Source organism: Chryseobacterium sp. KCF3-3, from assembly GCF_045865955.1.
GTDB lineage: Bacteria > Bacteroidota > Bacteroidia > Flavobacteriales > Weeksellaceae > Chryseobacterium.
In genome coordinates this window covers 149,283-168,754 of sequence record NZ_AP035792.1, presented here as the reverse complement: position 1 = coordinate 168,754, position 19,472 = coordinate 149,283, and the positions used below count along the sequence as shown (strand labels likewise).

At 38.1% G+C, this 19,472-nt stretch carries 19 protein-coding genes; 14 read left to right on the top strand and 5 right to left on the bottom strand.

Features of this window, described 5'->3' with window-relative positions; genetic code table 11:
- The first annotated feature begins 1 nt into the window (after position 1).
- From ureC to ACKTTZ_RS00770, 10 genes are all read left to right on the top strand, one after another.
- Positions 2-1,723 carry an urease subunit alpha gene (ureC, locus tag ACKTTZ_RS00815; RefSeq protein WP_407847001.1) on the top strand — a complete coding sequence of 574 codons (1,722 nt, stop codon included), beginning with the start codon at positions 2-4 and terminating at the stop codon, positions 1,721-1,723.
- A 113-nt stretch (positions 1,724-1,836) separates the two neighbouring features.
- The gene (locus tag ACKTTZ_RS00810) at positions 1,837-2,484 is read left to right on the top strand and encodes a hypothetical protein (protein WP_034697257.1); all 648 of its coding nucleotides are present in this window, start codon (positions 1,837-1,839) and stop codon (positions 2,482-2,484) included.
- Entirely contained in the window at positions 2,474-2,983 is a 510-nt protein-coding gene (gene ureE / locus ACKTTZ_RS00805) for an urease accessory protein UreE (RefSeq protein WP_034697256.1), read from the top strand. Before ACKTTZ_RS00810 ends, ureE begins: the two co-directional genes overlap by 11 nt.
- Complete coding sequence (locus ACKTTZ_RS00800; RefSeq protein WP_253317552.1) at positions 2,976-3,668, top strand: urease accessory protein UreF; 693 nt, start codon at positions 2,976-2,978, stop codon at positions 3,666-3,668. Before ureE ends, ACKTTZ_RS00800 begins: the two co-directional genes overlap by 8 nt.
- 284 nt (positions 3,669-3,952) lie before the next feature.
- Positions 3,953-4,591, top strand: coding sequence for an urease accessory protein UreG (gene ureG, locus ACKTTZ_RS00795; protein ID WP_034697252.1), 639 nt, complete (start codon positions 3,953-3,955; stop codon positions 4,589-4,591).
- Complete coding sequence (locus ACKTTZ_RS00790; protein WP_407847000.1) at positions 4,592-5,380, top strand: urease accessory protein UreD; 789 nt, start codon at positions 4,592-4,594, stop codon at positions 5,378-5,380.
- 139 nt (positions 5,381-5,519) lie between these two features.
- Complete coding sequence (locus ACKTTZ_RS00785; protein ID WP_079242526.1) at positions 5,520-6,221, top strand: hypothetical protein; 702 nt, start codon at positions 5,520-5,522, stop codon at positions 6,219-6,221.
- 182 nt (positions 6,222-6,403) lie between these two features.
- Complete coding sequence (locus ACKTTZ_RS00780) at positions 6,404-7,291, top strand: urea transporter (RefSeq protein ID WP_253317551.1); 888 nt, start codon at positions 6,404-6,406, stop codon at positions 7,289-7,291.
- A 127-nt stretch (positions 7,292-7,418) separates the two neighbouring features.
- Positions 7,419-9,665 carry a TonB-dependent receptor gene (locus tag ACKTTZ_RS00775; protein WP_407846999.1) on the top strand — a complete coding sequence of 749 codons (2,247 nt, stop codon included), beginning with the start codon at positions 7,419-7,421 and terminating at the stop codon, positions 9,663-9,665.
- Between the two features lie 177 nt (positions 9,666-9,842).
- Positions 9,843-10,733, top strand: a complete 891-nt coding sequence (locus ACKTTZ_RS00770) for a helix-turn-helix domain-containing protein (RefSeq protein WP_034697247.1) — start codon at positions 9,843-9,845, stop codon at positions 10,731-10,733.
- A 132-nt stretch (positions 10,734-10,865) separates the two neighbouring features.
- On the opposite strand, the gene ACKTTZ_RS00765 is transcribed toward ACKTTZ_RS00770, so the two are convergent.
- From ACKTTZ_RS00765 to ACKTTZ_RS00755, 3 genes are all read right to left on the bottom strand, one after another.
- The gene (locus ACKTTZ_RS00765) at positions 10,866-11,972 is read right to left on the bottom strand and encodes a DNA topoisomerase IB (protein WP_051934442.1); all 1,107 of its coding nucleotides are present in this window, start codon (positions 11,970-11,972) and stop codon (positions 10,866-10,868) included.
- Between the two features lie 200 nt (positions 11,973-12,172).
- Positions 12,173-12,430, bottom strand: a complete 258-nt coding sequence (locus tag ACKTTZ_RS00760) for a DUF6526 family protein (RefSeq protein ID WP_407846998.1) — start codon at positions 12,428-12,430, stop codon at positions 12,173-12,175.
- A gap of 50 nt (positions 12,431-12,480) precedes the next feature.
- Positions 12,481-12,609 carry a DUF6526 family protein gene (locus ACKTTZ_RS00755; RefSeq protein ID WP_407846997.1) on the bottom strand — a complete coding sequence of 43 codons (129 nt, stop codon included), beginning with the start codon at positions 12,607-12,609 and terminating at the stop codon, positions 12,481-12,483.
- 216 nt (positions 12,610-12,825) lie between these two features.
- On the opposite strand from ACKTTZ_RS00755, the gene ACKTTZ_RS00750 reads away from it, so the two are divergent.
- The 4 genes from ACKTTZ_RS00750 to ACKTTZ_RS00735 all read left to right on the top strand — a co-directional run bounded on the left by ACKTTZ_RS00750 (position 12,826) and on the right by ACKTTZ_RS00735 (position 17,422).
- A complete protein-coding gene (locus ACKTTZ_RS00750; protein WP_407846996.1) occupies positions 12,826-14,595 on the top strand; it encodes an aminopeptidase P family protein in 1,770 nt (589 codons plus the stop codon).
- Positions 14,596-15,203: 608 nt separating this feature from the next.
- Positions 15,204-15,770 carry a Crp/Fnr family transcriptional regulator gene (locus ACKTTZ_RS00745; protein WP_034697242.1) on the top strand — a complete coding sequence of 189 codons (567 nt, stop codon included), beginning with the start codon at positions 15,204-15,206 and terminating at the stop codon, positions 15,768-15,770.
- 54 nt (positions 15,771-15,824) lie between these two features.
- On the top strand, positions 15,825-16,847 hold the full coding sequence (locus ACKTTZ_RS00740) for a saccharopine dehydrogenase (RefSeq protein ID WP_407846995.1): 1,023 nt from the start codon (positions 15,825-15,827) through the stop codon (positions 16,845-16,847).
- Positions 16,844-17,422, top strand: a complete 579-nt coding sequence (locus ACKTTZ_RS00735; RefSeq protein ID WP_407846994.1) for an NAD(P)H-dependent oxidoreductase — start codon at positions 16,844-16,846, stop codon at positions 17,420-17,422. Before ACKTTZ_RS00740 ends, ACKTTZ_RS00735 begins: the two co-directional genes overlap by 4 nt.
- A 291-nt stretch (positions 17,423-17,713) precedes the next feature.
- On the opposite strand, the gene ACKTTZ_RS00730 is transcribed toward ACKTTZ_RS00735, so the two are convergent.
- Together ACKTTZ_RS00730 and ACKTTZ_RS00725 are read right to left on the bottom strand one after the other, a co-directional pair.
- Entirely contained in the window at positions 17,714-18,436 is a 723-nt protein-coding gene (locus ACKTTZ_RS00730) for an FAD-binding oxidoreductase (RefSeq protein ID WP_034697238.1), read from the bottom strand.
- An 89-nt stretch (positions 18,437-18,525) separates the two neighbouring features.
- Positions 18,526-19,389, bottom strand: a complete 864-nt coding sequence (locus ACKTTZ_RS00725) for an AraC family transcriptional regulator (RefSeq protein ID WP_034697236.1) — start codon at positions 19,387-19,389, stop codon at positions 18,526-18,528.
- Positions 19,390-19,472: the final 83 nt, after the last annotated feature.

Genomic DNA, 19,472 nt, shown 5'->3' with positions numbered 1-19,472 from the left:
GATGAGCTTACACGTAGACAGAAAACAATACGCCAATATATTAGGTCCTACAGCCGGAGATAAAATAAGACTGGGAGACACTGAAATTATCATTGAAATCGAAAAAGATTTCACCCATTATGGTGACGAAGCCGTTTTCGGAGGAGGAAAAACCGTGCGTGACGGGATGGGACAAAATGTTACTGCTAAAAGAGACGAAGGCGTGCTTGACCTTTGTATCACAGGAGCCGTAATCATTGACCACTGGGGAATTGTAAAAGGAGATATCGGAATCAAAGACGGAAAGATTGTAGGAATCGGAAAAGCCGGAAATCCTGATACGATGGATGGTGTAAGTCCTAATATGATTATCGGGGCTTCGACTGAAGTTCACGGAGGAAAAGGGTATATCGTAACAGCCGGAGGTATTGATACTCACATTCACTACATCTGCCCTCAGCAGATTGAAACATCTCTTTACAGCGGAATTACCACAATGATTGGTGGTGGTACAGGTCCAAATGACGGAACAAATGCTACAACGGTTACTCCCGGAAGATTTAACATGCAGAAAATGTTGGAAGCAGCAGAAGAATATCCTATGAATCTTGGTTTCTTCGGAAAAGGAAACTGTTCAGCTGAAGAACCTATTGAGGAACAGGTGGAAGCAGGTGCTTTGGGAGTGAAAATCCATGAAGACTGGGGAGCAACTCCTGCAACCATTGATGCCGCATTGAAAGTAGCCGATAAATATGACGTTCAGGTGGCCATCCACACGGATACTTTGAATGAAGGAGGGTTTCTGGAAGATACCATGAGAGCCATCAACGGAAGGGTAATCCATACTTTCCATACAGAAGGAGCAGGTGGAGGTCACGCACCGGACATTATTAAAGCTGCTATGTATCCGAATGTATTGCCAGCTTCTACCAATCCTACACGTCCTTACACCATCAATACCATTGATGAACATTTAGACATGCTGATGGTTTGTCACCATTTGAGCAAAAACATCCCTGAGGATGTAGCGTTTGCAGACTCACGTATCCGTCCTGAAACCATTGCAGCAGAAGATATCCTTCACGATATGGGGGGGTTCAGTATCATGAGTTCAGATTCTCAGGCGATGGGAAGACCTGGAGAAGTAATCACCAGAACATGGCAGACAGCGAGCAAAATGAAAGAGCAGAGAGGTGATCTGGCTGAAGATAAAGATAGCGGAAATGATAATTACCGTGCAAAAAGATATGTGGCTAAATATACCATCAACCCAGCTATAGCACATGGTATTTCAGAATATGTAGGATCCATTGAGGAAGGGAAATTAGCAGATTTAGTAATCTGGAAACCTGCATTATTCGGAGTAAAACCGGAAATGATTGTAAAAGGAGGATTTGTTATTGCTGCTAAAATGGGAGATCCTAATGCTTCTATTCCAACACCTCAGCCAATTATCTACAGAAATATGTTCGGAGCTCACGGAAAAGCTAAGTTTGGTACTTGCGCGAACTTCGTTTCTCAGATTTCTATCGACAATGGAACAATCGCTTCTTATAAACTGGAAAAAATGATTCTTCCGGTGAAAAACTGTAGAAATATTGGTAAAAAAGACCTTATCCATAATGATAAGACACCTTTAATTGAAGTGAATCCTGAAAATTATAAAGTAACAGTGGATGGCGAATATATCACTTGTGAACCGGCAGAAACACTTCCTTTAACACAGCTATATTACTTGTTCTAAGATAAATTTTACGAATAAAACCTAACAGGTTTCAAAAACCTGTTAGGTTTATTTAACAACAAAAAAAGATTTATCAGACCATATTGTAAAACAATTATAGAACTAAGTTTAGAATGAAATATTTAAATAAAACAGTTTTTTCTCTTGCCATAGCGGGTGTGTCTATGCTTTCAGGACATCTGAATGCCCAGTTTCTGGGTGGACACAGGCTTAAAAGTGATGAAGACGGACCAAAAGGACAGTTTATGGTGTATGGTTCATTAGACTATTCTAAAATTACAACACCGTCAAGCAGCAGCAGTACCGTTTCCAGTGCACCACTTGGAGTAGGATACTTCATCAATAATAATGATCTTATCGGAGTTAATTATGCTTACTCGCAGAATACTGTTGACCACAATGTAGTATACAAACAAAATGAAGCAGGAATCTGGTATAGTCCTTCAGTAATGCTTGGAAAATATTTTGTGTTGATTGGTCAGGTGGATGCTCACTATGTTTGGGGGCAGCAGCTTTCAACAGCAGCGGATGCCATGCAGAATTTTAACGGATTCCGCCTTCGTGCCTATCCTTTGATCGGAATCGTATTAGGAGGAGGCTGGGCACTGAAATTCAAATTTGCAGAACTTTCAATGCTTCAGACTAAAACAAAAGAAGAAGGCTGGACGAAAAGCTATGTAGCCGGAATCAGTGGTTCAACATTCGGGGTGGGAATCTCCAAAAACTTAGACTTCAGAAAAAAATCCAAAAATGATAATTAATCAAATCATAGGCAATCTTGCTGAAAATCCTTCGGAGAAAACCATAGACTATCTTGATCTGGAATGGTTTGAAACCACCAAAAGAATCCAGCGTAAAAAAACCAGACAGGGAATTGATATTGCCATCAAATTTCTCAGAGAAGGACAACGCTTACGTGAAGGAGATATTCTTTTTGAGGATGCAGAAAAAATAATAGCAATCAATGTTCTGGAAACAGAAGCCATTGTGATGTCACCAGCTTCGCTGCTGGAAATGGGTACGGTATGTTATGAGATTGGGAATAAACATATTCCGCTTTTCATTCAGAATGACAAAGTTTTGCTCCCTTTCGAAATGCCGATGTTCAGATGGCTGGAGGCAAGTGGTTTCAAACCGGAGAAACAATCTGTGAAACTGCTGAATCTTCTTAAATCTAATGTAGAACCTCATGGACACGGCAGTCTGGGCTCCACAATTTTTACAAAAATTCTAAAAATGGCTGCTCCGAAAGATGAATAATATAAATTTCCTGTCAGGACTGCTTCACCTTGCAGATCCTACACTTCCCATCGGAGGCTATACTCATTCCAACGGACTTGAAACCTATGTGCAGGAAAGAATTGTCCATGATTTGGCAACCGCGAAAGAATTTGTACAGAATATGCTTCAGTACAATCTTAAATTCAATGACGGAGCTTTTGTGAAACAGGCTTATGAAGCGGCAGAAAAAAGTGATTTAGAAACATTATTGCTTCTCGACAATGAATGTAATGCGATAAAATGTCCAAAGGAAATTCGCCAGGCGAGCCAGAAACTGGGACTCAGACTGATTAAAATCTTCAAAAGAAGAGAAAGTTTTCCTTTTATGGAAGCTTTTGAGAAAGCTGTTCAGCATAAAGAAGCCAATTCTCATTACTGTATTGTGTTCGGAGTGTATGCTTATTTAATGAAAATTCCTTTGTATGAAGCCCTTTTAGGATTCTATTACACTTCGGTTGCGGGAATGATTACCAATGCTGTAAAATTAGTTCCCCTTGGGCAATTGGACGGACAAGATATTTTATTCTCACTATATCCCGTAATGGAAAAGACAGTCTGGGAAACCATGGAGTTGGATAGGGATATGGTGGGACTTTGTAATACCGCTTTTGATATCAGATGTATGCAGCATGAAAGATTGTATTCAAGACTGTATATGTCGTAAGACAAAAGTAAAAAGGTAAAAGTAAAAAGATAAAAGGGAGGAAAGGGGAAGTGATGAATAAAGATTGTAAAGTTAAGAAAATGAATGATTTATGGCTGGGTGAGTGGTGTGCTTCTTAGCTGAATGAAATGCCTTTGCTCCCTTTATCATATTCTCAATTAATAAAAAAATATACGTGAAATAAAGGGCTCTTTGCTTAGTAAAACGCCCTTGCGATCGAAAAATATTCACAGTAAAGAAAGCTTAGCGCCTATAGCGTTAAAAAAATAAAATTTAAAGAAAAAATGGAAAATAGAAAATACATAAAAGTAGGAGTGGCAGGACCTGTAGGTTCAGGGAAAACTGCATTACTGGAACGTTTAAGCAGAAAATTATTCGGGACTTATGATCTTGGAGTCATTACGAATGATATTTATACCAAAGAAGACGCTGAATTTATGGCTAAAAACAGTCTTCTTCCTCATGACAGAATTATCGGAGTAGAAACAGGAGGATGCCCTCACACCGCTATTCGTGAAGATGCAAGTATGAACCTTGAAGCGGTAGACGAGTTGGCTGCACGTTTCCCGGAAATCGAACTGGTTTTGATTGAAAGTGGTGGAGACAACCTTTCAGCGACATTCAGCCCGGACCTTGCAGATGTTACTATTTTCATCATTGACGTAGCAGAAGGAGAAAAAATTCCTAGAAAAGGAGGTCCTGGTATTACAAGATCAGACTTATTGATCATCAATAAAATTGACCTTGCCCCTCACGTAGGTGCCAGCCTTGAAGTGATGGAGAATGATGCCCGAAGAATGAGAAAAGGAAATCCTTTCGTGTTCACCAACCTGAAAACAGATGAAGGACTGGATAAAGTAATAGGTTGGATTAAAAAATATGCCCTTTTAGAAGAAATTGAAGAACCGAATTTGGTAAGATAAATGGATAGTCATTTAAAAATTATTGCAGGATTCAAGGGAGGAGAATCCTATGTGAAAGACCTTTATGTCTCACTTCCTTTCAGAGTAGTTTCTGTAGGACAGCGAAAAAGTGACAAAAAGCTCTATCAGATGGTGATGAGCTCCTCTCCGGGAATTCTGGATGGAGATCACTATCATTTGGAGGTTACCCTTGAAAAAGGAGCAGCGCTGCAGTTGCAGTCACAGTCCTACCAAAGGCTTTTCAATATGCAGGACAAAGCGCTTCAGGAGCTCAATGTTTCTATGGAAGATGAAACTTCTTTCGCTTATGTTCCTCATCCCATTGTTCCTCACGAAGATTCTAACTTTAAGAGTAAAGCAAATATTCATATCGGGAAAAACAGTCAGATCATCATCAGCGAGATCATTACCTGTGGGAGAAAACATTATGGAGAGGTTTTTAAGCTGAAACGTTTTCAGAATGTGATGGAAATCTATCACAATAATAAGCTTGTGGTAAAAGATAATGTTCTGATTCAACCTGATATGATCCCGATCAGCAGTATCGGAAACCTGGAACAATATACTCATCAGGGAACTCTGATTTTCTACAGTACAAAAGAAAATGTAAATAAAAACGGATTGATAGAGGAGATCGTTGAAGCCGCTGCGCAATATCATGAAGAAATGGAAGTAGGTGTTTCAGCAATGGAAGACAATGGTTTTGTGGTAAGAGCTTTAGGACACGGAGGTGAAATGATGTACAACTTCTTCCTGCATATTCAGGAGATTCTCTGGTCATTGGAGTAAAAGGAGACCCTTGTCAAGGTTCAAAACCTTGACAAGGATTCTTATATTCAATAGAAGCGGGCTTTAGCCCGCTTAACAAAAAGAAATCTTCCATTGGCTTTAGCCAAAACTTAATATAGAACAATGTAAATAATAGAAAATGGACAGTACAGTTTGGGCGCTTCTTCTGAGTGCCGTTTCAATAAGTTTTATACATACAGCTTCAGGGCCGGATCATTATCTGCCTTTCATTGTGATTTCAAAATCCAAAAAATGGAGCGGAATGAAAACAGCCATCTTAACCGTTGTCTGCGGATTCGGACATGTGTTCAGTTCTCTGATCTTAGGTTTTATCGGAGTTTTTCTGGGATGGCAGCTGAATAAAATCTCCTGGTTTCAGGATATCAGAGGAAATTTCTCAGGATGGGCACTGCTGATCTTTGGAGGAGTATATCTGGTATACGGCCTTATCCAGGCGATCAGAAACAAACCGCATAAACATTTTGATGTGATGGGTGACGATGTATACGTATACGAACATAATCACAGTGAAATCGTAATGCCTCAAAAAAGAATAAAAGTAACACCACTTGTTCTGTTTATGATTTTCGTAATGGGACCAAGTGAGCCGTTGATTCCTTTATTATTTTATTCAGGAGTAAAACATTCAATGTCAGAAATTGCTGTACTGGTAACTTCTTTCACAGCAACAACCGTGTTGACCATGCTTGGGATGGTTCTTTTGGGACGTTATGGATACTCAACACTATTCAATACCGAAAAACTGGAAAGATATATGGGCGTGGTAAGCGGAGCAGTAGTAACCGTTTGCGGTGTGGGAATGGTCTTTCTTGGATGGTAAACGGGTTTCGGGGTTTCGGGATTCGGGATTCGGGTTTTGGGATTTTAGCGGGAGAGTTTGAGGGTAAGAGAGTTTGAGAGTTTTGAGGTGGATTCCGAAACCCGCACCTCGCAACCCGCAACAAACAACAACCCGCAACGAAAAACAAACAACAACCCCATCATTAATAAATTAAAAAAACTATGGACGAATTTTTCAAAAAACTCCCCTTTATAGACAATGTTTTAAAAGGAATCGGGCAGATTATGCTCCAGGAAAACAGATGGACCGGACTTCTGTTTCTGATAGGAATCTTTATGGGAAGCTGGCAGTGTGGAGTGGCAGTATTGCTTTCAACAGCAGCCGGAACTTTCACTGCAATGAAGCTTAATTATGACAAATCCGAAATCAACGCCGGACTTTATGGTTTCAGTGCAGCACTGGTGGGAGTAGCGTTGGCTTTTCTGTTTCAGACAACGGTACTGATCTGGGTTCTTATTGTATTGGGTGGAGCGTTGGCTGCTGTTATTCAGCATTTCTTTATTCAAAAGAAAATTCCGGTGTTTACTTTTCCTTTCATCATTATTTCGTGGGTGTTGGTATTTGCACTGCATCACTTTACCCATATTCCACCTTCTGCAATGCTAAGCAGTGAAGTAATTCCTTCAGAATATGATGACTTTCTTACCTGTACCAATGGTTTTGGAGAAGTGATATTTCAGGGAGGAGTACTTTCCGGGATTATTTTCTTCCTGGCTGTTTTTATTAGCTCTCCGGTGGCCGCTTTATATGGATTGGCAGCCTCTATTTTGGGCGCAGGATTATCACAATTGAACGGAGAACCTATCAAAGAAATACACATGGGATTATTTGGTTTTAACGCAGTACTTTCCGCTATCGTTTTTTCCGGAGTTAAAAAAACGGATGGTTTATGGGTATTGATTGCTGTTCTTATCACCATTGCCATTGATGACCTGTTAATAGACAATCATTGCCTGGATATTGTGGGCGGAGTATTTACTTTCCCCTTTGTAGTGGGAACATGGATTACGCTTTTGATTCAAAAAGTATTTCTTAAAACAAAAAAATAAAGAGTTGGAGAGTTCAAAGTTCAAAGTTTAAAGTTTTTTTCACGATGATTGACAATTCACTTGCGAAGCCAAATTCACTATTGATATTCCTCTAACTTCTAAAATTTAAATATAATTAAACTAAAAAATGAAAATAACAAAAATAGCAGCCGTATTTCTGGCTATGGCATTCAGTGGAAAAATGATGGCGCAGGAAGCAGAAAAACAGTTGCTGATAAAAGATGCAGATGATAAATTTCCCATTGCAGATGTTTTGGTGAAATACGACCACGGAAACAGCCATACCCATACTGCAACAGACGGAACATTTGCCGTTCCTGTAAAATCTCTTCCTGATACCCTTGTAATCAGCCGTCAGGGATACGATGAGGTAAAATGGGTGGTGACCAATGATGATGATAAAAATAAAGTTATTTTTTTACAGCATAAACCTTTTCAGATTTCTGAAGTAGCCATCAATCACAGTTCATTTCTGTCTGCTATTACAAAGGTTGATCTGAACAAATTTCCGGTAAGCTCAGCGCAGGATCTGTTAAGGAAAGTTCCGGGACTGTTTATTGCACAGCATGCCGGAGGAGGAAAGGCCGAACAACTTTTTCTAAGAGGATTTGATGCCGATCACGGTACTGATGTAAGCGTTAATGTAGACGGAATGCCTGTAAATATTGTTTCCCATGCCCACGGTCAGGGATATTCTGACTTGCACTTTGTAATTCCTGAAACGGTCAATAATATTGATTTCGGAAAAGGAGCCTATTACATGGATCGTGGGGACTTTAACACAGCAGGATATGTAGATTTTCAGACCTACAATGGATTGAAAAACAGTATGGTTAAACTGGAAGGAGGTTCTTTCAACTCCAAAAGAGTATTGGGAATGTTCAATATTCTACATGATGATCTGGGACGAAAAAATGCTTACATAGCAGCAGAATACAATTATACAGACGGCCCTTTTGATGTAAAACAGAATTTTAACAGAGTCAATATCTTCGGAAAATACAACCAGTGGCTTACGGATAAAGACTATTTCAACATCCAGTTCTCAACATTCAATTCTTCATGGAATGCTTCCGGACAAATTCCGGAACGTGCCGTAGACGAAGGAATTATTGGGAGATGGGGAAGTATAGACCCTACAGAAGGTGGAAAAACTTCCAGAACAAACCTTCAGATGAATTTCAAACACATTATTTCTCCTTCTGAGCAGATTGATGCAATGGCTTTCTATTCAAAATACAATTTCAACCTGTATTCTGATTTTACCTTTAATTTAAAAGATAAAGAGCATGGTGATGAAATTCAGCAGACTGACGGCAGAAATATTTACGGAGCCGAAGTAAAGTATACAAAGACTTTTTCCTTGGTCAACAGTTCTTTAAACTGGACTTCAGGAATCGGATTAAGAAATGATGATATCAATACCTTACAGCTTAACCATGTGTATCACAGAGATATGCTGCTGGATAAATTATCAGATGTGACGGGAACAGAAACTAATCTTCATGCTTATTCAGGATTAATATGGAAAACCGGAAAATGGACGATCAATCCGGCTTTGAGAGTGGATCATTTTATCTTTAATATGCACAATCTGCTGGATGTGGAACAATTGCCATCCGGACAGTCAAAAGAAGCAACAAGGTTGAGTCCAAAATTGAATTTCTCCTATGCTCAGAATGACAATGTGATGTGGTTTCTGAAAACAGGAATGGGCTTTCACTCCAATGATCTGAGAGTGGTCGTTCCCAATAAGAATGAAAATACCCTTCCATACTCTATAGGTGCAGATTTCGGGGTAAGATTACACCCGTTCAAATCCTTGATTATTACTCCGGCATTATGGTATATGGATCTTCAGCAGGAATTTGTGTATGTAGGAGATGATGCAGTGGTAGAACCTTCCGGAAAATCAAGACGTTTCGGGGCTGATCTTGGAGTTCGCTTCCAGCCATTGGAAAATTTTTATCTGAATGCAGATATCAATTATTCACACGCAAGATTTACCGAAGAAGAAAAAGGTCAGGATTATGTTCCATTGGCTCCCGTAGTTACCAGTACAGGCTCTGTCAACTGGGATTTCCTGAATGGCTTTTCTCTGGGACTTCAGTACAGATATCTTGGTGCTAGACCTGCTGTAGAAGATAACAGCATCAGAACGAAAGCTTATTTTGTGAATGATTTGATGCTTTCTTATAACCGTCAGAAATGGGGTGCAAATGTTCAGCTGAATAACCTTTTCAATGTAAAATGGAACGAAGCCCAGTTTGCCACAGAAACGCAGTTAAAAGGAGAAGCAGAACCTGTTACAGATCTTACTTATACCCCGGGAAGTCCTTTTGGAGTGAGAGTAGGAGTGTATTATAAGTTCTAAAGAGGAGAGTGAGAGGGTGAGAGAGTTTGAGAGTAGAAGGGTTGAAGAGAGTAAATTATGTGTTTTGGGATACGTGTTTCGGGGTTTTTACTATTTACACTTTAGCTTTTTCACTCTTTTGCTTGCCTCCTTTGCTTTAAAATATTTTGTATAACTTTAAATAATCATAACAAGGATATGGAAGTATTATCCAATTTTCAATATAAAAAGCTTTTTCTTCCGAATATTGCGGACAAGATATTGGCTAACAATGCTGATATACAGCTGTATCGGATAGAAAATTATCTTAAAGGCATTCTGATGCCGGTGATTCCGTATCGTACCACGTTCAATTTTATTATTTTCGTTACCAACGGCCATATCAGACAGTATCTTGAAAATAAAGAATATCATGCTGAAAAAGGAGGCGTGATCTTTATTAAGCAGGGAACAATTACTGCAACTGTTGAATTATCAGATGATATTGAAGGATTCTTCCTTGCTTATGAAAATAATATTCTGTCTGAACAGGAACTACCCAAGCATAAAAGCAGTATCTTTTTCATGACCCCTTTTCTGAATCTTGACAGCCTGACCTATGGTACCATTACTCAGCTTCTCCCGATCATGGAACAGGAATTGTGGTTGAATAACCTCAATGTTAATGATGTAGTAGTGACAATGCTTCATCTTATTTTAATCAAAATGCTCAGCACAGATTCTGACAACCATCACAAATCTGCAACCCGTCCGATGGAACTGTCTCTTCAGTTCCGTGATCTTTTGTTTAAATACCATGTAGGGGAAAAGAGAGTGGCTTTTTATGCCGATAAACTGTCCGTTACAGAAAGTTATCTGAATAAGTGTGTAAAAGGAGTAACCCAAAAATCTCCAAAACAATGGATCAATGAGATTGATATCAATTACAGCAAAGCATTACTTCACTCCAGTAAAGATATTGCAGAGATTGCCTACGAACTGAATTTTCATACCGCATCCCATTTTACCCAGCTTTTCAAAAAAATTGCAGGAATTACACCAAAGGAATATAGAATCCAGTTTTTGAACAACAGTAGGATTTCAGTTTGATATAAAGAATCGAATTTGTGTAATGTCAATGGTCAATTTTTGCTGCGCAAGTGAATAGTCAATGAATTGATGAAGTATAGAATAAAAAATTCACTGCGAAGCAAATTCACCATTCACTATTGATTGGGTTCCCTACATTCTCTCGTTTTCCAGGATCTTCAGAACCAATCTTTCTTCTTTCGTCAGATCAGCTTTTCCGTCATTTTCTTCTATAACTTCAAGTTCATCAAGATATTTTTTGATGGTATTATTCTCATAAAGGTTGATGACTAAAGGATGAATATAATATTTCCTGCAGACAGCCGATGTATTTCCCAGATTCTCAGCCACCATGTCCAGGGCTTCTTTTACCTTCTTTTTATATTGAGTGTCATTTTCCGCATATCCGATTTCTTTAAAAGCAATCAGGGCACTTACTGTTCCGGACCATGTTCTGAAATCCTTAGCTGTAAAATCCTCGCCACTGATCTCTTTGATATAGTCGTTCACCATTCCGGAATCTACAGAATGACGGTTTCCTTCATCATCGAAATATTGAAAAAGTTCTTTCCCGGGAATATCCTTACATTTCTGAATAAGCCTTGCCAGCCTTTTACTCCTGAGGTCAATCTGATGCATGACGCCTTTCTTTCCTTTAAAAGAAAAAGTGATTTTCTGCCCGTTTATTTTTACATGTTTATCCCTTAACGTGGTAAGACCAAAAGAACCGTACAGCTTTTCATATACATTATTTCCAATACGGATATTGGTTCTTTGCATAAGGCTTACAATTAAGGCCAGAATTTTTCGTTTCTCAAAATTTCTCAGAGCAAGATCCTGTTCTACATGCAGCCGGATGTCCGGTAATGCATACCCGAACTGAAGCATTCTGTAAAATTTTGTATGATTTCTTAGAGCGCTCCAAAGAGGATGGTAGCGGTATTGTTTTCTTTGTTTGGCATCAAAGCCTGTTGCCTGAAGATGGCCGTTATCAAGAGCACAGATCCATACATTTTCCCAGGCAGGCGGAATCACCAGTTTATTGATCCTTGTAATTTCTTCTTTATCCTTTATTTTCTCCCCATCTTTATAATAGGAATATTTCTTTCCGGTTTTTTTACGAATAATTCCGGCGGTTTCTGCATCGGTGGTATATACGAGATGTACCGCCTTTGCAGAAGCTTCCGGGTCCTTCATTATTTTAACAATTTTTGAAGGCTTAAGGTGAGAAATCATCTCCAAATCTGTATTCTTCTCCATAAAACATGGTTAAGAGTTTTTACCCTTCGAAAAAATCAGTAAAAGAATCCCTACTATCACACAGACTAAGATTATTCCCCACCACATTCCTGCCTTAAAAATCGTTTCTACGGCTTCACAACTTGTAAGTGTCAACAACATTAATATTGTAATACTGTAAAAGCTCCATTTTTTCATAGGTGTCAATTTTTGTGGGTGTGCTAAATTCGGAGTCGGTCAGCTCTCCATTTTTTGATAGACCTTTTAATTTCATCTCCTGAGATGTTTTCATGAAGCGCTCTGTATAAAAGCTCTTTGAATTCATCATCATAAGTAAATCTCAATGCAGCAATCTGATCGAATTTAAGTTTCTCAGCAGTTTCATCAGATCTTTTATTGAAAATCTCAAAATAACGCTGTTTAAATTCCAGAACTACCATACGGTTTTGAAGTCCCAGTGCATAATGCTGCCTTGTCATAAATGCCAGATAAAAAAGCAAAAAAATCACGACAGAAAACAGTATCCAGATCAGTTGATTTCCGGGATCATCCCAGATTTATAAATTCCTAAAATCTCCAATATAATAAGCAATGGAAGATAAATAAAATGATGTGGCGGATAAAATTTTCTGTGGTTATTGTAGTTTTGCTGTTTCATGAAGTAGAATGCAGCAATAATCCTTCCAAAAATTTATTATTTTGATAATGTGGTAGTTTTTTTTACTTAAAAATGATTTATTTTATTAAATATGTTTAGTGGTTTGATTTTTTTTAGACCTCTTTAACAATAAAGAATTATTAAGCAAAATAGCGGGTAGATTTACCTTTCCGACATCAAATTTTTTGTAACTTTCGGTGGTTAAAAATAAAAAGAATGACTTCAAAGGAAAAAGTTGCTGCGCTTCGTGAAGAAATGCAGAAAAATAATGTTGATGCATTTATAGTATATTCTGCAGACCCGCATATGAGCGAATACCTTCCTGAAGAATGGCAGGAGAGAGCTTGGCTGTCAGGTTTCTTAGGTTCTGCCGGTTTCGTGGTGATTACCAAAGATAAAGGTGGACTTTGGACAGATGGAAGATACTTTACACAAGCTGCTATTGAGCTGGAGGGTTCCGGAATTGATCTTTTCAAAGATGGAATGGAAGGAACTCCCAATTATATCGACTGGATTATTTCAGAAATTCCAGCTGGTGGTAAAGTGGCAGTAAATGCAGTTGCAGCTTCTCATGCTAACTGGGAACTGCTTTCTCAAAAATTCAATTCCAAAAATATTACCCTGGCAGATGCTCCGCTTTTAAAAGAAGTCTGGAAAGACAGAGGAACTCCATCTGCTAATCCTATTTTCGTACATCCGATAGAAAGAGCCGGGAAATCAGTATCCGATAAAATCTCTGCGATCCGTCAGAAAATGGAAGAGCAGGAGGCTACTGTACACATTATATCAAGTCTTGATGATGTGGCGTGGACAGTGAATCTGAGAGGAAGTGATGTAGAAAGCAATCCTGTATTCTTAGGATATATTGTGATTACTAAAAATGATGCTGTTTTATTCACAGGATTAGAAAAAATGGAAGTGGCAGCCAGAAAACAAATGGATGATTCCTTTGTAAAAATGATGCCTTACGAAGAATTCTACAATTATCTGAAGACCTTCAAAAACGAAAAAGTTCTGGTTTCTCCGAACAGCAACCAACAGATTTTTGAAACATTAAAAACTGACAATCAGTTTATCAAAGCTCCGGTTCCTGGTAACCTGATGAAAGCTCAGAAAAATGAAACTGAACTGGAAGGTTTCAGAACAGTAATGGTAAGAGACGGAGTAGCAATGGTGAAATTCCTTTATTGGCTAACGCACAATGCAGGAAAAGAAGCGATGAATGAATATTCTATCGGACAAAAACTGAGAGGTTTCCGTGCAGAAGGTGAAAACTTTGTAGGAGAAAGCTTCGGATCTATCGTAGGATATAAAGACAATGGTGCTATCATGCACTATTCTGCCAAAAAAGAAGGAAGCAAAGAAGTGACCAACGAGGAAACTATCCTGGTAGATTCAGGAGGTCAGTACCTTGAAGGAACTACAGATATTACAAGAACTTTTGCCTTAGGAACCCCTTCGGAAGAGTTTAGAAGAAATTCAACATTGGTGCTACAGGGATTAATCCGTTTATCTATGGTGAAATTCCCGAAAGGAACAAAAGGAGTACATCTTGATGCCATTGCAAGACTTCCGTTATGGATGGAAGGGAAAGATTTCAACCACGGAACAGGACATGGGGTAGGAAGCTTCATGAATGTACACGAAGGGCCGCAAAGCATCAGAAAAGATCTGAATCCTCAGGAACTTCTTCCTGGAATGGTATGTTCAAATGAACCTGGTTACTATCTTGAAGGACACTATGGAATTCGTCACGAAAACCTGATTGCCGTAAAAGAAGCAGAAAAAACAATTCACGGAACGTTCTATGAATTTGAAACATTAACATTCTGCCCGTTCTTCAAAGATACAGTAGTAAAAGAGATCCTTTCAGAAAGCGAAATCGCATGGCTGAATGGTTACCATAAAACATGTGAGGAAAAGCTTGCTCCATACCTGGAAGGAGAAGTTAAAGAATGGTTCCTTCAACTGGTAAGCCCTCTTTAATACAATCAATGGTGGAAAGTGAATGGAAATCATAACTTTACACCTTGAATGGTAAACATTAAACTGAATATTGTTAGATAATCCAAAAGTCCTGTAAGGTATTTCCTTCAGGGCTTTTCTTTTTATACAACCGTATTTTTACGGATATAATTCTAGGGATTCCACTGATGCGTAAAAAATAGGGTTCACCTATCTTTGTTACAACAAAACATCATTCATATCTTCATAAATAACTCAAGTAAATTCAAAACGGTAGATCATCTCGTCCTGAGATGATTTTTTTTTGTTATTAATTGAATTTTATCAATATGCTCTTACTTAAAAAGTGACTGCTACAAAAGTGTCATTCTGAACACAGACTAAAGTCTGCGAACGTAGTTCATCAATGTAGTGAAGAATCTCATGTATTTGTTATTAATGAGATTCTTCCTTCGTCAGAAATCGAAGATTCGACGTAGTCAATGACATAGACCAAATTATTTCACTTTTGAGACGGTCTCTGTCTTTGCCCTCTTTACATTAAAACTCTGCAAAAATTAAAACTTTGCGTTTATAAACAACATTGCCTCCTTCTTTTTATTTATTTTCGCTGAAACTTATTTGATATCATGGAACGTGACTATTTTCGAAGCTTTAATCTGTTTTCAGAAGACGAAATTGAAGAATTTTTGAAATTTTCTGAGTTCAGGCTTATCCGTAAAAATGATTATTTCATACAGGAAGGAGAGCTTTGTAAGGAAGTAGGATTGGTGAAGTCTGGTATTTTCCGTTCTTTTTATACTTCTGATGAAGGAAAAGATATGACGTATTGCTTCCGGTTTCCCAATCATATGATCGCTGCCTATTCCTCATTTGTATCCGGATGTCCCAGTAAAGAAAGTATGCAGGCTATTACCAATGCTGAGGTGATTATTATTAAAAAAGAAGCGGTAGATGAACTGGTGAAGAATAGCATAAACTGGACGAAATTTTTAAAGATTATTGCAGAGCAGGAATATCTTGAACTTGAAACACGGTTTTTTCAGCTTCAGAGAAACAGCGCAGCCCAACGGTACGAAACATTAGTAAAGAATCATCCTGATTATATTCAAAACATTCCATTGCAGTACCTGGCTTCCTATCTTGGCATTACCCAAAGACACCTGAGTCGTATCAGAAAGGAAATTTCTTTTTAGACATTTGTCCTGCTTATTGAAACAGCAGTGCTCTACTTTTGTCAAAAAAAAGTTATGGAGCAAAATATTCTGATTATTGGTGGAAACGGATTGGTTGGAAAAACAATTTCCCGAATCCTGAAATCAAGAAATCCTCATGTTACTGTTTTTATTGGGGGAAGAAAAGGCGGAAAAACAGATAAAGACCTGAAGATTGATGTTACAGACCCTTCTTCATTTAAAATTATTTCCGACAAAAAGATACACCTCATTATTCTTTCTGTGAACGATAAAGAAGACAATGTACTTCGTTTTGCCATTGACCATCAAATAGATTATCTGGATATTACAAAACCTACTCCGGCTTTGGTGAAAGCTTACGATATTGCAGGGAAATCAGACATCAACAGCAGAATTGTCTTCAGTTCAGGATGGATGGGCGGGATTGTTCCGGGATTGGCTAATATTCTTTCGGATTCAGGAGATATTAATGAAGTAAAACTCTTTGTCTATTATTCCGTAAAGGATCTTGCAGGCGAGAGTTCGGCTCACTTTATGGCAGAAAATGTAGCCGTTCCTTTTGTTCATTATAAGAATGATAAACCGGTTTCAATCAGACATTTCCTGGATACTGAAACCTTCAATTTTTCTTATGGAATTGGGCATAGAAGTGCTTATAATTTTGATGTGCCGGATCTGTATATTCTCAACAAAGTGGAAAGAATTTCTGATGTGAGTGTAAAGATGACCTATAATTCAAAATTCATTACCTGGCTGTTGGGTTCTTTTCAGTATCTCAGAATCTACAATATTTTATCTTTAAAAGAACGAAAAATGATTTTTGGATCCAGTGGTAATGGGGATCAGGCAGTCTTTGAAATTGTAGTTGATGATCAGTCAGGACAAAAGAAACTGAGTTTGCAGAGCGAAAAAGGGCAGACGGAATTAACCGCTTTATCTGCTGTTCTGCACACCGAAGAACTGTTGAGAAATCCTCATGAAAACAAGGTGTATTTCAGCCATCAGCTGCATGAACCTTTATCATTAATGGCACAACTTAACGCCTACGATTCTATCAATATTAATGTGAAATCATGAAAAAAATAGCCATTATCAACGGACATCCCAATAAAGATTCCTTCAATTTTGGGGTTGCAGAAGCTTACAGACTGGGAGCAGTAGAAGCAGGAGCTGAAGTGAAGGAAATCGTGATAAGGGATTTAAACTTTAATCCCAATTTACAGTTTGGATATCAGAAAAGAATGGAGCTTGAGCCGGATTTGCTGAAAGCTTGGGAAATTATTCAGTGGGCAGATCATTTGGTTTGGATACATCCGGTTTGGTGGGGAGGATTTCCTGCTCTGATGAAAGGATTTATAGACCGCCTTTTCTTACCGGGAATGGCTTATAAATATCGGGGAAATTCTGTCTGGTGGGACAAGCTTTTAAAAGGTAAAACAGCCCATATCATAACTACATTAGACCAGCCGGGATGGTATTACCGCTTGTTTTTTGGCAGGCCCAGTGTGAATCAGCTTAGAAAATCTATCCTTGAATATTGTGGGGTAAAGCCGGTGAAGGTGACTTATATTGGAATTATCAGAAATTCTAAAGAGGAGCAGCGTTCCAAATGGTTGAGAAAAGTGAAGGAATTAGGAAGGAAACAGAAATAACCCGCACAATATTTCTAGGTATTGAGCAATGATAACTTTATCCGGTAATAATTGTTTTTATTATCAGATAAAGTTTCATTATTAAAGAAATTATTTAAACTTATCAAAAAATATAGGATATATATTAAAACCATGAAGAAGGATTAAGAAATAAAGTATAATGAAGATGAATCATTCTGATTTTTAAGCTTAAAGCGAAGCTCATCTTCATACTCTTAAATCCTTATTACATCTTAATGGTTCAAAAACAAAGTTTAAACAAGCTTAACGTGAATGCTCTTGTTCCCATCTTTATAATCCTTTTTTGCCCTCAATCCAATAGGCTTGTGATTTGATACATTTTGGTGATACACCTCTGGCTTTAAGAAATTTTCTGATTAATGACATTCTTTCTCCGTTTCCTGTAAGATAAAACACAACTTCATCATCAGAAATAGATTCTTTTTCTTCTCTCAGAAAGTCATTCAAAGCTTCAATCATTCTCATGGTATTGTTTTTAGGACTATGGTATCCATATAAATTAAGCTTTTCAAGAGCAGAACACTCATCCAGTTCATGAAGGCAAATAAATAGGGAACCACATTCTTCTACAGCTTCTTTGATGGAAAGTGAGCTTCCCAAAGAAGTTTCATCGCCTACAGAAAAATGAATTTTTGCATTGGAAGAAAAGAATTGTTTTCCTCTGGGCATTAAAAGTTTGATAGAGTTTCCTTTTGTCAGTCTGGTTACAAAATTACTTCCGGCAGCAGACATATCATGCAAATGAAATAAAACATCGAAAGTTCCCGCTTCTTTGTTAAAATTAAAAGGAGAATAATTCCTGAAATCCCTGTCGTTGATTCTTATTCCAATGGCATAGGCAGGTTCATAAGGAACATCCTGTAATTCAGTTTCAAAGCGTATCAGTCGAAGATCATTTGTAATCTGTTCTATATGGCTAACGGTACATTCTTTAAATTTGGAGGACCAAACATTTTCTACGGTGTCATTGATCCATTTTGGTAGGCTTGGCATAAATCATTTTTATTGCAAAGGACGTTGCAAAATCAGAAAATACCGATAGCGGTTTCGGGGAATTAATTGGACTATTCGGGGTTAGTTCTCTATTGGTGCTGATTCCGGAATTCTGATGGAGATTGATCTTCCAGTTTGGAAAATAAACGGCTGAAATAAGTATGATCACTATATCCAAGTTCATAAGCCACTTCTTTTATACTCAGATTGGTAAAGACAAGTAATCTTTTGGCTTCAATCAAAATTTCCTGATGAATCCAGTGTTGTGCAGGTTTTCCTGTAACTTCACGAACGGTTTCTGTTAAATATCCTCTTGTGATATTCAAAGTTGCAGCATATTCAGATGGACTTTTCATGGTTTTAAAATCTTTCCGAACCAAAATTCTGAATGCTCTGGATAGCTGTAAGGCACGGTTTTCATCTGACGCCGGAGAAATATTCTTCCGGGAATACATCAGAGCAAACATTCCGAGAAAAGCATTAAGCAGTGATTGAACGACGAGAAATCCTTCTTTAGTGGAAAGCATTTCGTTCGTATAGGAAGCATGAAGCAGACTTGCTGTAGTATTAATCTTTTTGACAAGACTTTTATCCATAGGCAGCGGTTGTATTTCACCCAACGATTCGTCGAAAAAAGAACGTACTGTGTCAGGAACAAGTTCTGCTTTCACCGCCACAAACCATCCGCAGACCTCTTTCATTAAAAGTCCCTGATGTACCTGCCCAGGCAATACACAGAAAATAGTGGATTCTCTGGCTTCAACTGTTTTAAAATCAACCATCATTCTTACATGACCACTTTCCATGCAGGTGAAAATGTAATGACTGTCCCGGTGTATGCCTTTGTCCAGAAGAATATCCTCGGCATCATGAGTCCTTTTATCCATCCTTTTGACATGGAACTGATGATGGGTAATGCCGTTTAAATCATAAGTGGGAATGGTCTGTTTCATCTTTAAACCTGTTGTGATGAGGATAATACGCAACGGTAAAATTACGTATTTTCACGGTTTTACATCCGGAATATTAATCTCAA

What these genes read in the sequence shown, in the direction of transcription:
- ACKTTZ_RS00770 (WP_034697247.1), top strand. Translation starts at nt 9,843, where the DNA reads ATGGAAGTATTATCCAATTTTCAATATAAAAAGCTTTTTCTTCCGAAT.
- ACKTTZ_RS00725 (WP_034697236.1), bottom strand. Translation starts at nt 19,389, where the DNA reads ATGAAACAGACCATTCCCACTTATGATTTAAACGGCATTACCCATCAT.
- ACKTTZ_RS00750 (WP_407846996.1), top strand. Translation starts at nt 12,826, where the DNA reads ATGACTTCAAAGGAAAAAGTTGCTGCGCTTCGTGAAGAAATGCAGAAA.
- ACKTTZ_RS00755 (WP_407846997.1), bottom strand. Translation starts at nt 12,609, where the DNA reads ATGAAACAGCAAAACTACAATAACCACAGAAAATTTTATCCGCCACAT.
- ACKTTZ_RS00740 (WP_407846995.1), top strand. Translation starts at nt 15,825, where the DNA reads ATGGAGCAAAATATTCTGATTATTGGTGGAAACGGATTGGTTGGAAAA.
- ACKTTZ_RS00790 (WP_407847000.1), top strand. Translation starts at nt 4,592, where the DNA reads ATGGATAGTCATTTAAAAATTATTGCAGGATTCAAGGGAGGAGAATCC.
- ACKTTZ_RS00765 (WP_051934442.1), bottom strand. Translation starts at nt 11,972, where the DNA reads ATGGAGAAGAATACAGATTTGGAGATGATTTCTCACCTTAAGCCTTCA.
- ACKTTZ_RS00760 (WP_407846998.1), bottom strand. Translation starts at nt 12,430, where the DNA reads ATGACAAGGCAGCATTATGCACTGGGACTTCAAAACCGTATGGTAGTT.
- ureC (WP_407847001.1), top strand. Translation starts at nt 2, where the DNA reads ATGAGCTTACACGTAGACAGAAAACAATACGCCAATATATTAGGTCCT.
- ACKTTZ_RS00775 (WP_407846999.1), top strand. Translation starts at nt 7,419, where the DNA reads ATGAAAATAACAAAAATAGCAGCCGTATTTCTGGCTATGGCATTCAGT.
- ACKTTZ_RS00735 (WP_407846994.1), top strand. Translation starts at nt 16,844, where the DNA reads ATGAAAAAAATAGCCATTATCAACGGACATCCCAATAAAGATTCCTTC.
- ACKTTZ_RS00745 (WP_034697242.1), top strand. Translation starts at nt 15,204, where the DNA reads ATGGAACGTGACTATTTTCGAAGCTTTAATCTGTTTTCAGAAGACGAA.
- ACKTTZ_RS00730 (WP_034697238.1), bottom strand. Translation starts at nt 18,436, where the DNA reads ATGCCAAGCCTACCAAAATGGATCAATGACACCGTAGAAAATGTTTGG.
- ACKTTZ_RS00810 (WP_034697257.1), top strand. Translation starts at nt 1,837, where the DNA reads ATGAAATATTTAAATAAAACAGTTTTTTCTCTTGCCATAGCGGGTGTG.
- ureG (WP_034697252.1), top strand. Translation starts at nt 3,953, where the DNA reads ATGGAAAATAGAAAATACATAAAAGTAGGAGTGGCAGGACCTGTAGGT.
- ureE (WP_034697256.1), top strand. Translation starts at nt 2,474, where the DNA reads ATGATAATTAATCAAATCATAGGCAATCTTGCTGAAAATCCTTCGGAG.
- ACKTTZ_RS00780 (WP_253317551.1), top strand. Translation starts at nt 6,404, where the DNA reads ATGGACGAATTTTTCAAAAAACTCCCCTTTATAGACAATGTTTTAAAA.
- ACKTTZ_RS00785 (WP_079242526.1), top strand. Translation starts at nt 5,520, where the DNA reads ATGGACAGTACAGTTTGGGCGCTTCTTCTGAGTGCCGTTTCAATAAGT.
- ACKTTZ_RS00800 (WP_253317552.1), top strand. Translation starts at nt 2,976, where the DNA reads ATGAATAATATAAATTTCCTGTCAGGACTGCTTCACCTTGCAGATCCT.